This is a genomic window from Paenibacillus campinasensis (assembly GCF_002272015.1).
GTDB classification, from domain to species: Bacteria; Bacillota; Bacilli; order Paenibacillales; family Paenibacillaceae; genus Paenibacillus_AQ; species Paenibacillus_AQ campinasensis.
The window spans coordinates 61,639-73,654 of sequence record NZ_NPBY01000061.1; the positions used below are offsets into that span (position 1 = coordinate 61,639).

The 12,016-nt window shown below is 51.5% G+C and carries 22 protein-coding genes; all 22 read left to right on the forward strand.

The window, feature by feature from the left end:
- The 22 genes from CHH67_RS19130 (at window position 1) to CHH67_RS19225 (ending at window position 11,963) form a co-directional block, all read left to right on the forward strand.
- Window positions 1–954: a conserved phage C-terminal domain-containing protein gene (locus CHH67_RS19130; protein WP_095266884.1), complete on the forward strand. Its 954-nt coding sequence runs from the start codon at window positions 1–3 to the stop codon at window positions 952–954.
- Window positions 914–1,261, forward strand: coding sequence for a hypothetical protein (locus CHH67_RS19135; protein WP_095266886.1), 348 nt, complete (start codon window positions 914–916; stop codon window positions 1,259–1,261). The genes CHH67_RS19130 and CHH67_RS19135 overlap by 41 nt, the downstream gene beginning before the upstream one ends.
- Window positions 1,251–2,591 (forward strand): replicative DNA helicase, encoded by a 1,341-nt coding sequence (locus CHH67_RS19140; protein ID WP_095266888.1) that lies wholly within the window; start codon window positions 1,251–1,253, stop codon window positions 2,589–2,591. The genes CHH67_RS19135 and CHH67_RS19140 overlap by 11 nt, the downstream gene beginning before the upstream one ends.
- Window positions 2,566–2,970: a hypothetical protein gene (locus CHH67_RS19145; RefSeq protein ID WP_095266889.1), complete on the forward strand. Its 405-nt coding sequence runs from the start codon at window positions 2,566–2,568 to the stop codon at window positions 2,968–2,970. Before CHH67_RS19140 ends, CHH67_RS19145 begins: the two co-directional genes overlap by 26 nt.
- 9 nt (window positions 2,971–2,979) lie before the next feature.
- Window positions 2,980–3,327 carry a hypothetical protein gene (locus CHH67_RS19150; RefSeq protein ID WP_218832041.1) on the forward strand — a complete coding sequence of 116 codons (348 nt, stop codon included), beginning with the start codon at window positions 2,980–2,982 and terminating at the stop codon, window positions 3,325–3,327.
- A complete protein-coding gene (locus CHH67_RS19155) occupies window positions 3,324–3,977 on the forward strand; it encodes a hypothetical protein (protein ID WP_095266893.1) in 654 nt (217 codons plus the stop codon). Before CHH67_RS19150 ends, CHH67_RS19155 begins: the two co-directional genes overlap by 4 nt.
- A 15-nt stretch (window positions 3,978–3,992) precedes the next feature.
- A complete protein-coding gene (locus tag CHH67_RS19160) occupies window positions 3,993–4,400 on the forward strand; it encodes a hypothetical protein (RefSeq protein WP_095266894.1) in 408 nt (135 codons plus the stop codon).
- Window positions 4,375–5,214, forward strand: coding sequence for a helix-turn-helix domain-containing protein (locus tag CHH67_RS19165; protein ID WP_095266896.1), 840 nt, complete (start codon window positions 4,375–4,377; stop codon window positions 5,212–5,214). Before CHH67_RS19160 ends, CHH67_RS19165 begins: the two co-directional genes overlap by 26 nt.
- A gap of 2 nt (window positions 5,215–5,216) precedes the next feature.
- Entirely contained in the window at window positions 5,217–7,034 is a 1,818-nt protein-coding gene (locus CHH67_RS19170; RefSeq protein WP_218832045.1) for a DNA cytosine methyltransferase, read from the forward strand.
- 43 nt (window positions 7,035–7,077) lie between these two features.
- The gene (locus CHH67_RS19175) at window positions 7,078–7,443 is read left to right on the forward strand and encodes a hypothetical protein (RefSeq protein ID WP_095266897.1); all 366 of its coding nucleotides are present in this window, start codon (window positions 7,078–7,080) and stop codon (window positions 7,441–7,443) included.
- A gap of 23 nt (window positions 7,444–7,466) precedes the next feature.
- Window positions 7,467–7,619, forward strand: a complete 153-nt coding sequence (locus CHH67_RS26280) for a hypothetical protein (protein ID WP_179292171.1) — start codon at window positions 7,467–7,469, stop codon at window positions 7,617–7,619.
- A gap of 12 nt (window positions 7,620–7,631) precedes the next feature.
- Window positions 7,632–7,931 carry a hypothetical protein gene (locus tag CHH67_RS19180; protein ID WP_095266898.1) on the forward strand — a complete coding sequence of 100 codons (300 nt, stop codon included), beginning with the start codon at window positions 7,632–7,634 and terminating at the stop codon, window positions 7,929–7,931.
- A gap of 50 nt (window positions 7,932–7,981) precedes the next feature.
- The gene (locus CHH67_RS19185; protein ID WP_095266899.1) at window positions 7,982–8,305 is read left to right on the forward strand and encodes a hypothetical protein; all 324 of its coding nucleotides are present in this window, start codon (window positions 7,982–7,984) and stop codon (window positions 8,303–8,305) included.
- A gap of 5 nt (window positions 8,306–8,310) precedes the next feature.
- Window positions 8,311–8,712 (forward strand): hypothetical protein, encoded by a 402-nt coding sequence (locus tag CHH67_RS19190; RefSeq protein WP_095266901.1) that lies wholly within the window; start codon window positions 8,311–8,313, stop codon window positions 8,710–8,712.
- Window positions 8,709–9,089: a nucleoside triphosphate pyrophosphohydrolase family protein gene (locus CHH67_RS19195; protein WP_095266902.1), complete on the forward strand. Its 381-nt coding sequence runs from the start codon at window positions 8,709–8,711 to the stop codon at window positions 9,087–9,089. The genes CHH67_RS19190 and CHH67_RS19195 overlap by 4 nt, the downstream gene beginning before the upstream one ends.
- Window positions 9,086–9,472 (forward strand): YopX family protein, encoded by a 387-nt coding sequence (locus CHH67_RS19200; protein ID WP_095266904.1) that lies wholly within the window; start codon window positions 9,086–9,088, stop codon window positions 9,470–9,472. Before CHH67_RS19195 ends, CHH67_RS19200 begins: the two co-directional genes overlap by 4 nt.
- Entirely contained in the window at window positions 9,469–9,948 is a 480-nt protein-coding gene (locus CHH67_RS19205) for a YopX family protein (protein WP_144029287.1), read from the forward strand. Before CHH67_RS19200 ends, CHH67_RS19205 begins: the two co-directional genes overlap by 4 nt.
- Window positions 9,941–10,138, forward strand: a complete 198-nt coding sequence (locus CHH67_RS19210) for a hypothetical protein (protein WP_095266905.1) — start codon at window positions 9,941–9,943, stop codon at window positions 10,136–10,138. The genes CHH67_RS19205 and CHH67_RS19210 overlap by 8 nt, the downstream gene beginning before the upstream one ends.
- A gap of 5 nt (window positions 10,139–10,143) precedes the next feature.
- Window positions 10,144–10,491: a hypothetical protein gene (locus CHH67_RS19215; RefSeq protein WP_218832042.1), complete on the forward strand. Its 348-nt coding sequence runs from the start codon at window positions 10,144–10,146 to the stop codon at window positions 10,489–10,491.
- Entirely contained in the window at window positions 10,488–10,658 is a 171-nt protein-coding gene (locus CHH67_RS26285; RefSeq protein WP_179292172.1) for a hypothetical protein, read from the forward strand. The genes CHH67_RS19215 and CHH67_RS26285 overlap by 4 nt, the downstream gene beginning before the upstream one ends.
- Window positions 10,659–10,834: 176 nt before the next feature.
- Window positions 10,835–11,449 carry an MmcB family DNA repair protein gene (locus CHH67_RS19220; protein ID WP_218832043.1) on the forward strand — a complete coding sequence of 205 codons (615 nt, stop codon included), beginning with the start codon at window positions 10,835–10,837 and terminating at the stop codon, window positions 11,447–11,449.
- A 25-nt stretch (window positions 11,450–11,474) separates the two neighbouring features.
- On the forward strand, window positions 11,475–11,963 hold the full coding sequence (locus tag CHH67_RS19225; protein ID WP_095266909.1) for a hypothetical protein: 489 nt from the start codon (window positions 11,475–11,477) through the stop codon (window positions 11,961–11,963).
- The last annotated feature ends 53 nt before the right edge of the window (window positions 11,964–12,016 follow it).

Consider the following 12,016-nt stretch of genomic DNA (forward strand, 5'->3'; position numbering starts at 1 on the left):
ATGAGCGGGTTTATCCCGATAGGGAGAGAGTTGCAGAATCACTGGCTCAGGCGCGATAAGGACTACTGGATGGTGTTCTGCGAAATGGCATTCCTCGCTCGGTTCTCTGATTCTCCAGAGGTTCGGGTGATCGACGGGCAAGAGGTCACCATTCGAAAAAGGGAGTTTATCTTCGGTCGTTCGTCCTGGAGTACCCGGATGGATATCTCCGAGCGGCGGCTGAGGACCCTGGTTAAAAAGCTGGTCGATGAAGGGTTCATAAAACAAATCGCTAAATACAGCAAATTCACGATTTATTCGTTCGAATATATACCCGGATTGACCCAAAAAAGCGACCAGCACAACGACCAGCAGAGCGACCAGCAGAAACCGGGAGAGCGACCAGCAGAAACCTTTATGTCGCAAGGGATTTCTGGCGATAGTGACCAGCACAAATTTGAAAAGCGACCAGCACAACGACCAGCAGAGCGACCACAGAAAGAAGAAGGTATTAAAGAAGAAAGTAATAAAGAAGAAGGTATTAATAATATGGCGAAAAATCACGAACCCATTGCGAAAGAAGTAATTGCTTACCTCAATCAAAAAATGGGGAAGCGATACAGGGCTACTCCGGGGACTATGAAAAACATCTTGGGCCGATTAAACGAAGGCTATTCCAAAGAGGACTGCATTCATGTGATCGACGTTAAATGTGCCGAATGGATCGGAACAGATAAAGAGAAGTACCTGGATTACGAAACTCTCTTTAGACCAAGCAAGTTCCCCAAATACCTTAACCAGCGGCTAGAGGTTGTAACTCGAAAGGGGAGCGATGGATCATATTCAACTAAGTCTCAACGGGCAAAGTCCATTTTAGACCAAGAATTACGAAAGGAAGGTGGACGGGATGGAACGCAGCGACGTGATATTACTCATGAAGTTGATTACCAACGTTTACCAGAATTTCGAGGTTGAAGACCCGGCGAAGATCGATGTCTGGTATATGGTTCTCAGAGAAACCTCGGTAGAGAGCGCCAAATCAAATCTGATGATGCATTTCAGAACGAGCAGCTTCCCGCCTACACCGGCTGATTTGATCGGCGGCAAAGAACCAGAGAAATCTTTGACCATATACGATATTCAGCGGAAAGAGCAAGAACAGCAGCTCCTCGAGCTCCAAGAGTACCACGAAAGGGAAGACGTTAAGCCGATGCCGGATCATATTGCCAAACGGCTGGGACAAATCTTCGCAGGCATGCGGGTGAATCGGGATGAATCTTGAAGCAGAACGTGCTGCTTTAGGGGCTCTACTAAAAGATCATGAACTGATGGATGAGTGTTATCTGTCAGCAGCTGATTTCAGCGAAGAGGAAGATCACCGGACGATTTTTAAAGTGCTTCAGTATGCCAAAGAACACTTTGAAGGAGTCAAAGATCCATTTGACCCAGTTCTCCTTGTATCACAGTGGGGTGAGCGTCTTCAGAAGATTGGTGGAATGACCCGGCTCATAAATCTCCGAAGCTCCGTGCCTACAACCGCAGATTTCTCCCATTATCAGCAGAGTGTACGTTCAGCACGGATTCAGCGGGAGATTCAAGAAATAGGGCAGCAAATCGCGTCTTCTGGCGGTGGGGATCTATCGGAACTCCAACTGAAAATGAACAAGTTGGCAGAGTTGCAGCGCGGTCAGTCCGGGAGCGGTTACGTTCATATGGCCACTACCCTTGAAGGTCACGAACATACGATCATGAGACGCGCCGAAAGCAAGGGTGTGACCGGTGCCAAGACAGCAAATGACGAAATCAGTCAGATGAGTGGCGGCCATCAGCCGGGTGATCTCGAAATAATTGCTGCTCGCCCAAGTATGGGAAAGACGCAATATGTCCTTAATGACATGGACGCTGTTACTAAGGCCGGATGGTCAGCAATAATTTTTTCGCTAGAAATGAGGTCCCTTAAGTTGGTAGAGCGCTTGGTAGCGTGTATCGGAGGGATCAAAAACAAGAAGATCAAGTCCGGGCTCATGTCTGATAACGATTGGGATTCATACAGCAAAGCTGTCGAGATAATCGCAAGCCGTAATCTGTACATTGACGATACACCTGGTGCCACAGTTGAGTATGTTCGCCAGCAAGTAAAACAACTGAAGAAGAAGCACTCTAAGTTGGTTGTATATGTGGACTACCTCCAGTTTTTGAATACTGAGCGGAAATTCACAAAAAATCACGAACGTATCGCCTACATCACCAAGGTTCTGAAAGGGATAGCACGGGAGTTTGAAGTATGTGTGGTTGCTATATCCGCAGTTGGCAGGGATCCGGAGAAAAGGCCCGATAAGCGCCCCCTGCTGTCTGATCTGCGCGAGTCAGGTGACATTGAGAGCGATGCTGATGTGGTTACATTCCTGTACCGCGACGAATATTACAACGCAGATACGGCCAAAAAAGGGATCGTCGAGTTGATCGTGGCAAAAGGGCGGGATATCGGTACGGGGACGTTTGAAATGATATTTCAGAGCGATACTGGCCGCTTTATCAACCTGACGAAGGAAGAGAAAGAGAAACTGGCGGAGAAGGTGAGGCAGCATGAGCAAGCTCATTCAAAACGATGATCAATATAACAAGGCTCTCAGCGGGCTCGTGACGATGGCAGCGAAGCTGGAAGATCCTTTGAGTCCTATGACCCCGGCAGAACGAGAAAGGACGAAGGCCATATATGACCTAACGGCAGAGAGGATTCAGTTGTACAAACGGGGGCGGCTGGTGCAACAATTCCCGGGGTTGAGGGAGAAATACACGGAACTGGGCTGGGAATGGCAGGAGTTTGGCGAGCCGCGGCAACCAGAGGCGGTGACGGATCCGGGAAGTGCGCAGCGGCAGGATACAACGACACAGCAGCCAGAAGATCAGCAGGAGGAGCCGGAGCTGGAGCCGCCAGCAAAACCGACACCCAAAAAGAGCCTGATGGCCTGGCTCGATGATGATGATTAAAGGGAGCGGATGAAATTGGAGATGAGTAAGGCCAGGAAGCGCGAGCTGCTACAGATCGCCCTTCACGAGGTGTGTGATATCGATATCAAGTACGCGGCTGCCCGGGAGCTGCAGCGGCGTGGCAAGACACACTGCCCTGATACCGTCCGGCAATACGACGGCCGGGAAGAGAAGATAATCAGCCAGTTGTACAGTCAGGGCTACCTGCTGAGTGATATAGCATTGCGATTCGGGAGGAGCAAGCAGGGGATAAAGGATAAGCTCCGGGAGTTGCACAAGAGAGGATTGCCCTATCGCACCTTTTCCAGGTGGAGTAAGACCGGTATAGTGCCCGGGAGAGGGACGGGGCAAACATGAGGCATGTTGGAATTGATCCGGCCACACATACCGGATTTGTAGCCCTCGGCCCAGACGGCAAATTAATCGGCTGGAAGGAGTTTGTCGCAAAAGGCCAGACTGCACCAGCTCGGATTAACATGATTCTCAACGAGGTCTATCGGTACCTGCTGCCTGATGATGATGTCTGCATTGAGGGCTTCGCGATGGAGGCCCAGTACGACACAAACAAGGTTTCGAGCGGGTTCAACTGGGGAGTCCGGCTTGCTACAGATCGGAAAGTCGGCAGCTTTATATCAGCAACTCCCAATCAGCTCAAAAAGTTTGTCAAAGTCTCTGAATGGGAGGGCGAGCCCGGCAGCAAGGTGAAGTTGGATGGAAAGGCGGTCAAGCGTCGCGTAATGGCAGCGGTCGAAGATCACTGGGGAGATAAGCCGCCGACAGAAAACATTGCCGATGCTTACGTGCTGGCACGGATCGCTGAGGCTGTATACGACGTCAAGAACGGTCAAGCGCTCAATTGTTATCCGGAATACCAGCAAGAGGTCATTATGACGATCATTGACCCGGAGAGTGTCAAAAAGCCAAAGAAGAAATCGACCAAACGCCGGAGGAAACCTGCGGCGGCGGACGGTCACACCCAAGACGAGGAACAAACGTTCTTATTTTGAGAGGGGGAAGGGGATATGGACAGGAACTTAATCCGGAAGTTTCAGAAAATGAAGTCTATGAGTAACGAACGTTTTTGGCAAGAAATGAACGATATCCACACCCGTGCATACGCCATGGGGATTAAACACATGCGCGAAGCCATGGAATGTCACCCTCGGATCAGTAAGCCTATGGTACAGCAAGTGCTTATCAAGGCGGATGAGATCAGGGAGAAGTGGGACGGCCTGCGGATGGTGACGGTGGATGATACCGAATCCGAGCAATTCCGGACTGCTGCCGAAATCATTCACAATCTTACGCCGACCGAGGGATATATTTTCAATCTGAAAGAGGAGGCTGTGATCAGCATCGCAGGGCGTCAGTTTAAGGTGCAGCCGGTCCAGGAGGAGGGTCAGCATGGGGACGTCGATACCCAGGCGTGAAAATGAGTTGAAGGGGGCACCGCCGAGCCCGGTCAAGAAATACAAACTCAGTCCGGAGGAGTTGGAGGAGATCGTCGGCAAGCCAATTCCGAAGTCACACACAAAACCGATTGGCTTTGATACAAAGGCCAGCAATCCTAAAAAAGAAAAGGATGTGAACGACGTGCCAAAGGTCAATAAAGAGGAGTATTTAGCACTTAGAGCACAGGGTTTATCCCGGGGAACGGCTGCTAAGAAATTGGGCACGACAATCAAGAGTATAGAAAAGTACTGGCTTAAGCGCTGGGATATTAACGGTATCGCAGGCGAAGAAGAGGAGATTGCTCGGTATAAGGAGCAGCGCAAAGCAACCAAAAAGGAGGATGCGACCCCTCCGGCCGACGAGCTTAAAGCCGATCTAATCGCCACCGAACCGACCGCACAGGAATACGCTCCTCAGGAGCCGCAGCAGCAGGAACAATACACGATCCCATACATTCCTGTCCAGCTGACCTTAGAGCAGGCCAACGCCCTGAAACTGGTCATGCAACATAAGCCGGCCGATGAAATCGTACTGCTTCATTCACAAACAATCATCATCACTCACGAGTGGTGGAAAGAAGAACTGGAGCCGCTGAACGATCTCACGTTGGATGAGATGATCCGAGCGGTGTATCAAGGATACGAGCTCGCCAAGAAACCGGAGGAGCTGCTGCTGCAGGAATTCGAACAGGCAGAGGCGAGAGTCGGGGCTGATTCGGCAGCGGTGTTCAGGACTGGCCTGCAGCTGGCGGCGGATATTTTTGGGCACAAGGTTCAGGGAGTCAATGCATGATGATGAGGGAGATTATCGTAGACAATTTCGCCGGCGGCGGCGGGGCTTCTACAGGGATAGAGTTGGCAACCGGGCGCAGCGTGGACATTGCCATCAACCACGATCCCGCAGCGATCGCTATGCACCGAGCTAACCATCCTGAGACGGAGCACTATTGCGAAAGCGTATGGGATGTTGATCCCCGGGAGGCGACACAGGGGAGGCCGGTCGGCCTGGCGTGGTTTTCTCCGGACTGCAAGCATTTTTCCAAAGCCAAGGGAGGACAGCCGGTAGAAAAGAAAATCCGTGGCCTTGCATGGATCATTCTCAAGTGGGCTGGGAGGGTCCGGCCCCGAGTCATAATCCTCGAAAATGTGGAGGAGTTCAAAACGTGGGGACCCGTAAGGAAGGGCCGGCCGGTAAAAAGCAAAAAAGGCCAGACCTACGGACAATGGAAATCGCAGCTCGAAAGCCTTGGGTACAAGGTTGAGAGCCGAGAACTTCGGGCCTGCGATTATGGAGCGCCAACGATTAGAAAGAGGTTATTCGTAGTGGCACGACTCGATGGTCGCCCGATTGTCTGGCCGGAGCCAACACACGGCGCGCCGGACAGTCCAGAGGTGCTTGCAGGCAAGCGTAAACCGTGGCGGACGGCGGCGGAAATCATTGACTGGTCGATTCCATGCCCGAGTATTTTTGAACGGAAGAAACCTCTGGCGGAAAATACTATGCGCCGAATCGCCCGGGGGATACAGCGGTTTGTGATAGATAATCCGATGCCTTTTATAGTCCGTGTTAATCACAGCGGTTCAAACCATCATTACACGGATTCGATTGACGAACCATTCAAGACAGTCACATCTAAAAACGGCTGGGGAATTGTAACACCGTACATTGCCCGCATTGGGCAGACGGGATTCGGCGGAGATCGCCTGCAGTATGAACTTGACGATCCCCTGACGACGGTAACCACCAAAGCGGAGCATTTGCTTGTCAGCCCGACCCTGATCGAGATCGGATACGGCGAAGGTCCGGGGCAGGCACCGCGGGCTCCCGGTCTGCAAAAACCACTCGGGACGGTTGTATCCGGCGGCCGTAAACATGCGATGGTAGCAGCGTTCCTTGCCAAGCATTACGGTGGCAATTACACCGGTCCAGGAAAAGGACTGGACGAACAGCTCTCTACAGTGACCACGGTGGACCACAACGCTCTGGTAACAGCGCATATAACCAAGTTCCGAGGTGGAGCCACCGGACACAAAGTGGACGAACCGCTTCACACCATCACAAGCGGAGCAGGAGCGGCCAGACCAGCAGGAGCCGCACACGCCCTTGGCCTTGTAACTTCCCATCTGGTTAAGCTGCGCGGCACCTGCCAGGACGGGCAGCCGGTTACGGAGCCGCTGCCGACGATCACAGCCGGCGGGCTGCATGTCGGGGAGGTCCGGGCCTTCCTTCTCAAATACTACGGCAGCGCCGACAACGGCCAGCAGCTGGGTGAGCCGCTCCATACAGTCACCACAAAGGACCGCTTCGGCTTGGTAACCATCCATGGCGTTGATTATCAGATCGTCGATATCGGCATGCGGATGCTAGAGCCGCACGAGTTATTTGCGGCACAGGGATTCCCAGCAAACTACATCATCGATGTGGACGCTGACGGCAAGAAGTATTCCAAGAGCGCCCAGGTTGCCCGCTGCGGCAACGCCGTGCCGCCACCGTTTGCAGAAGCATTGGTTAGGGCGAACCTGCCAGAGCTATGTACCGGGTCCGGAAATGCGTTGACGTTTGAACGGTACAAAGAGGCTGCCGGTTCTGGGCAGATGGAGTTTTCACTGTGAGGTCAAGGGATGTCGCAGAGTAAATGATTTGGAAGGTGAATTAATGAAACCTGAAAAAGTCGACAAAAAGGAACTTCACAAGTTGTTCCTTTCCGGCAAACCGATTAAAGAAATTGCGCTTCAACTGGGCAGCACATCGGGATCCATACGAACGATGATCTATCACGAACGGTTACGTAATCCACTAGATTGGCCGCAACGTGTTAGTTACTCGGGCAAGCCAGACATGGACCTGTTGATGATGCATGGCTATGAGTGTGGGGAATGCGCTGTAATGTTTACTGTTGAGGATGATATGGATGTAGACCATTCCATTACAATTTGCCCTATCTGCCAGAGCGAAGATGTGAAAGACAGGGGATACGGTAAATTTGTAGCGACTTCAGATGTAATGAAGCGCGATGCATAGATAAATGGGGGAGGTAACCGCCTATGAAATGGGAAGGTTTTGAATGTGATGACTGCAAGCAACGTTTTGCAATCGAGCAGACTCCAGGCGACGAAATTGAAGAACCTTTGTGTCCGAGTTGTGGTGGCCATTATTGTGGTCCGGTAGAAATTGAGATTTGGGAAAATCGAGATTGATTGGTGAGTCCGATGAACGATGTTGCTTCTGAAAGAGAGTGGTTGGAATACAGAATCCGTTGTAATGAGTCTTATATTCGCGAGTATGAGAAACTGATCGAGTCTGCTGAAAGGCAAATCGAGCAAGAACACCAAGCCAGGGGGAAGGACACGAAGGTCGCTAAAGAACGTATCGAGCATCTGACCAAGAGCTTTATCCCATGGCAGCAAGACGGAATTCAAGATTCACGGGAGTGTATCGAGAGGTACCGAGCACGGCTCGATGCGCTGAACTTCGTCGAAAAGGACGGCCAGCTCGAACTTGTTTTTTAAATCAAAGGGGAAGGGAGGCCCCTCCCCCGCTAAAAGGAGAGGTGAACGGCATGGATTGGAATAAAATCGTGACTGATTTGCGTGAGGCCAATGCAGCGGCAACAGCTGCGGCAAGCGCGATTGCTGATGGAGGCAGCGCGAACCTGGACGCAGTATTCCTCAAGCTGCCGCGTCAGCGGGAAGAAAAGGTGCTGCAAGCCATCAGCGAGGCGGGATTATACTGCCGCGGGAAACGCGAATGGATTGGTTCGGGTTATATGGTCGTGCCAACATGCGGTGGCCAAGGTGATCGGCGGGCACTGTCCGTCACGGTGATGTGTGACGAGTTGAGGGATCGGGGTTGGAGAGCAATCCCCTTCCGCAAGGTGGATTGATCGATATGGAAGACGACAAAATCATCATCCTTGACACCATTAGGATTGATCGGAACAAACCCCGCAAGTGTACCTGTCAGGGGCAGCGCAAATTCACCGTCGATACTGTGAATAGGGAAATCACATGTGGCTGCGGCCGGCCGGTGGATCCGTTTGAGGCAATGGCTGACTTGGCAGCTCACTACGAACGTATCAACCGCCAGCACGAAGCAATGAACAAACAGCGAAAGGAATGGATACGGCAAAAACCGCATTCGGTTTTATTCAAACAGCTTGAGCAGTCTTACCGCCGCGGGGCGATGCTTCCTTTCTGCCCCCGCTGCGGCGATGTGTTCGATTTCACGGAATTGACCAGATTCGGGAGTGCTGATTTTTATACAAAAATGAAAGGTCGGGATAAACAATGAAATCCATAAACGAATTAGTGCAGGCAGCACATCAAAATGCAAAGGACAAAGGGTGGTGGGACGAACCGCGCAGCTTCGGGGAGATCATCGCGCTGATCCACTCGGAGGTGTCGGAGGCGCTGGAGGATCACAGGAACGGCAAGCAGCCAACGGAGGTCTGGTATGAGGCAGATGGATATGAAGGTCCAATCATTCAATCCGATATGCAAAGATACCCAGAGTGGAAGCCATGTGGCATCCCATCCGAATTTGCCGATGTTGTTATCCGGATATTCGATGCCTGCGGGCGGTACGGTATCGATCTTGAGAAAGCGATCACCGAGAAGATGGCCTATAACGCGACCCGGCCGCAGCGGCATGGAGGGAAGGTGTTATGAGGGGGTACCGGTTCCGTGGCAAGCGACTGGATAACGGAGAGTGGGTGTTCGGGTTCGGCGCCTTCATATGGGAAGACGATGGAGTCAAAAGAGCAGAGATTTACAGCACGTGTGGGGTCTATGATGTTGATCCCGAAACAGTAGGTCAATACACCGGGAAAAAGGACGAAGAAAAGAACGAAATATTTGACGGCGACAAACTTTATGCTCCAGGAAACCTAGACGCTGATCTGCAATACGTTGGAACGGTCGAGTGGGATGACAATGACAACAGATGGGAAGTCGCAAGCTTTCATGGTCGCTTTGAATACATCCCTGATGGGTGCGTTGTTCACGGCAACCGCTGGGACAATCCCGATCTATTGGGGAGTGAGAAGGTATGAGACAGTACAAATTTCGCGGAAGAAGCATAGAGCCACTTGTAGGAGAAGATCAGTGGGTATACGGATTCGGTGTTCATGTAGTGGAGTATACCGACGGCAACAAGGAATACTGGTTGTACACCGATAACGGGCCATATCAGGTCGATCCCGGAACAGTAGGTCAATACACCGAACTTCCTGATCGTAAGGGCAAGGAAATATACGAGAAAGCAACGGTTCTAATCACTGGCACACAAGAACTGGATGGTGGTTTATCATTCGAATGGAATGAGAGAGCTGTCGTCCGATGGTCTGAAGAGGAATGCGGATATTACTTGGATGTCATCAACAAACGCGAGGTCGGATTCTGTCAGGACGGTTTTTTCACCATAGATACTTTCCCACTGCGAAAGTGGGAGGAAGGCGAGTGGGAAATAGAATACGAGGTGTTGGAGGGTAGAAAGAACCCGGTTCTGCTGGAGGTGCCGCATGGATAACCAGAACAAGAAGAACTGGCAGGCATACCCTCCAGCGCAGCTGATCGTCGGAGCAATGGGAATGTTGGTCGATGACTACGGCATGACTCCGCGAGAAGTGTTTGAGCTGATCGAAGCAATTAAGCGCGACACCTGGCACGGCTTAGCGGAAATGCATGCCGAGAATAAGAAGGGCGGTCGGGTCCAGTGAACCGCATGATCGTAAAATCTGTGACCCCTCAATTTGATAAAAATCAATTACTCAATGCGATGAAAAGTCTGTTTGAGCAATATGACATCTGCAAGAGGACTCCAGGGAATCCGGACCGCGATGAGTATGCTTCAGCAGTCGAATCAGCTGTTGAACGATTGTCGGACAAGGAGAAGGAGCTGATCACTCAACGCTACATGATCGATTACTATCGAAAGGATTACCAAGTATATAGTTTTATCCTCGACCCGCCAATATCCAAAGAGACATACATGAAGATACGACATCGAGCCTTTTCGAAGCTGTTCATTATGTTAAGCGAGAAAGGGATTGTACGGGAGGGAGATGTATGAGCTCGATGAAAACCAAAATCTGGCCTCCGGAGAAGCTTGCCGCCCATCTCAAAGCGATCGGAGCAGACAAGCCACCAGAACCCAGAAACAGTGGATTGAAATATGAGATCACCGCCCCGCGGAAGGGCTACAGCGGCAAGTATCTCAAGCGAGGTGGGGAGTATTGAAGGCCGTTAAAATCAGGGCTGACCAAATAAAGCGAGCTCTCTCAAAGCGCCACACAGACGATCTGTTCCTTACAGAGGTCAAAACGGGGGCGACATGGAACAACACAGAGCTGCTGAAATTCGACGCCCTGGCCATGAAGAAGAGTTAGGCTAACCCCTGCCTGACTGGATATGAGGTGAAGGTGAGCCGGGGGGACTTTGTTCAGGATCAGAAGTGGCCCGGATACATGGCATACTGCCACAAATTCAGCTTCGTGTGTCCCAAAGGACTGATCAGCAAGGATGAGCTGCCGGAAGAAGTCGGGCTGGTCTACTACTACCCAGACTCCGGAGCACTCAGATCAGAGCGCTCGGCCAAGCATCGTATGGTCGAGATCCCGTCAGATATCTATCAATACATCCTGATGTCTCGGACAGAATCGGACAGACATCCCTTCTTCAGCAACAGCCGCGAAATGCTGGAAGCCTATGTTTCGGACAAAGCGGACAGAAAGGCACTCGGTAGTGAAGTGAGTTCAAAACTCGTTGCCGAGATCCGCGATCTGCGGAAGAAGGTCAGGGATGTAGATTGGGAGAAAGAACGGTTGAAAAGAGATGCGCAGCTGCTCCAGGAAGTACGAGTGCTTCTGGCTGAGTACGGCATCCGGCTAGGGGCCTGGAACAATTGGGAAGAAGAGATGCGGCAGAGGCTGTCGGTTGGTGTTAATCCGCAAGTGATCAAGATAATGAACCAGATCACAGCGAGCACTGAGGAGCTCGCGAGGATGCTGCAGCCTGTCGAAACGAAATGAAATTATTCCGAGAGGGGAAATATCCATGTCTATTAAAATCAAAGCTTTATTCAACAAACAAACCCGCGATAGCAAAAAAGAGAGCATGACCTTCTGGGTCAAGGGTGCGGATGAGGAAAAAGAGGAGCTGCGCGCACTATCCCGCAGCGTGGTTACACTCGAAATCGAAGAGCTTGGTGGAGTCACCGTCGAAGCCGAATTCAAGAAACTCAACAGGGATGATAAAAAGACCGTACTGGAGTTCGAGGTTAAGGGCGGCACATCAGAAGAGAGCAGCAGCGCATTTTATAGCCGTTCCGGTACTGACGTTACCCTTTCAATCTCTAAGGCCAGTCAGTCGGTTGAGGAATTTCGGGAGCACCAGAAAAAGTATCGGGAAGGCTTGAAGGGCAAGATCAATCTGGACGGAACGGTAGAGGTGGACGATCCAAACCAGCTGACTCTCGATCAAGTAGCTGCAGCCGAGCAGGACGGGCCGCCGATGCCAGATGATGACGATGATCTGCCGTTTTGATAGAGTGCAAGGATCAAGACCCCGGCTCCGGCCGGGGAGCATCCCCCTTGGAA

Bases quoted from the DNA above. Each gene is read 5' to 3' on its own strand.
- CHH67_RS19130 (WP_095266884.1), top strand. From the start codon at position 1: ATGAGCGGGTTTATCCCGATAGGGAGAGAGTTGCAGAATCACTGGCTC.
- CHH67_RS19135 (WP_095266886.1), top strand. From the start codon at position 914: ATGAAGTTGATTACCAACGTTTACCAGAATTTCGAGGTTGAAGACCCG.
- CHH67_RS19140 (WP_095266888.1), top strand. From the start codon at position 1,251: ATGAATCTTGAAGCAGAACGTGCTGCTTTAGGGGCTCTACTAAAAGAT.
- CHH67_RS19145 (WP_095266889.1), top strand. From the start codon at position 2,566: ATGAGCAAGCTCATTCAAAACGATGATCAATATAACAAGGCTCTCAGC.
- CHH67_RS19150 (WP_218832041.1), top strand. From the start codon at position 2,980: ATGAAATTGGAGATGAGTAAGGCCAGGAAGCGCGAGCTGCTACAGATC.
- CHH67_RS19155 (WP_095266893.1), top strand. From the start codon at position 3,324: ATGAGGCATGTTGGAATTGATCCGGCCACACATACCGGATTTGTAGCC.
- CHH67_RS19160 (WP_095266894.1), top strand. From the start codon at position 3,993: ATGGACAGGAACTTAATCCGGAAGTTTCAGAAAATGAAGTCTATGAGT.
- CHH67_RS19165 (WP_095266896.1), top strand. From the start codon at position 4,375: ATGGGGACGTCGATACCCAGGCGTGAAAATGAGTTGAAGGGGGCACCG.
- CHH67_RS19170 (WP_218832045.1), top strand. From the start codon at position 5,217: ATGAGGGAGATTATCGTAGACAATTTCGCCGGCGGCGGCGGGGCTTCT.
- CHH67_RS19175 (WP_095266897.1), top strand. From the start codon at position 7,078: ATGAAACCTGAAAAAGTCGACAAAAAGGAACTTCACAAGTTGTTCCTT.
- CHH67_RS26280 (WP_179292171.1), top strand. From the start codon at position 7,467: ATGAAATGGGAAGGTTTTGAATGTGATGACTGCAAGCAACGTTTTGCA.
- CHH67_RS19180 (WP_095266898.1), top strand. From the start codon at position 7,632: ATGAACGATGTTGCTTCTGAAAGAGAGTGGTTGGAATACAGAATCCGT.
- CHH67_RS19185 (WP_095266899.1), top strand. From the start codon at position 7,982: ATGGATTGGAATAAAATCGTGACTGATTTGCGTGAGGCCAATGCAGCG.
- CHH67_RS19190 (WP_095266901.1), top strand. From the start codon at position 8,311: ATGGAAGACGACAAAATCATCATCCTTGACACCATTAGGATTGATCGG.
- CHH67_RS19195 (WP_095266902.1), top strand. From the start codon at position 8,709: ATGAAATCCATAAACGAATTAGTGCAGGCAGCACATCAAAATGCAAAG.
- CHH67_RS19200 (WP_095266904.1), top strand. From the start codon at position 9,086: ATGAGGGGGTACCGGTTCCGTGGCAAGCGACTGGATAACGGAGAGTGG.
- CHH67_RS19205 (WP_144029287.1), top strand. From the start codon at position 9,469: ATGAGACAGTACAAATTTCGCGGAAGAAGCATAGAGCCACTTGTAGGA.
- CHH67_RS19210 (WP_095266905.1), top strand. From the start codon at position 9,941: ATGGATAACCAGAACAAGAAGAACTGGCAGGCATACCCTCCAGCGCAG.
- CHH67_RS19215 (WP_218832042.1), top strand. From the start codon at position 10,144: ATGATCGTAAAATCTGTGACCCCTCAATTTGATAAAAATCAATTACTC.
- CHH67_RS26285 (WP_179292172.1), top strand. From the start codon at position 10,488: ATGAGCTCGATGAAAACCAAAATCTGGCCTCCGGAGAAGCTTGCCGCC.
- CHH67_RS19225 (WP_095266909.1), top strand. From the start codon at position 11,475: ATGTCTATTAAAATCAAAGCTTTATTCAACAAACAAACCCGCGATAGC.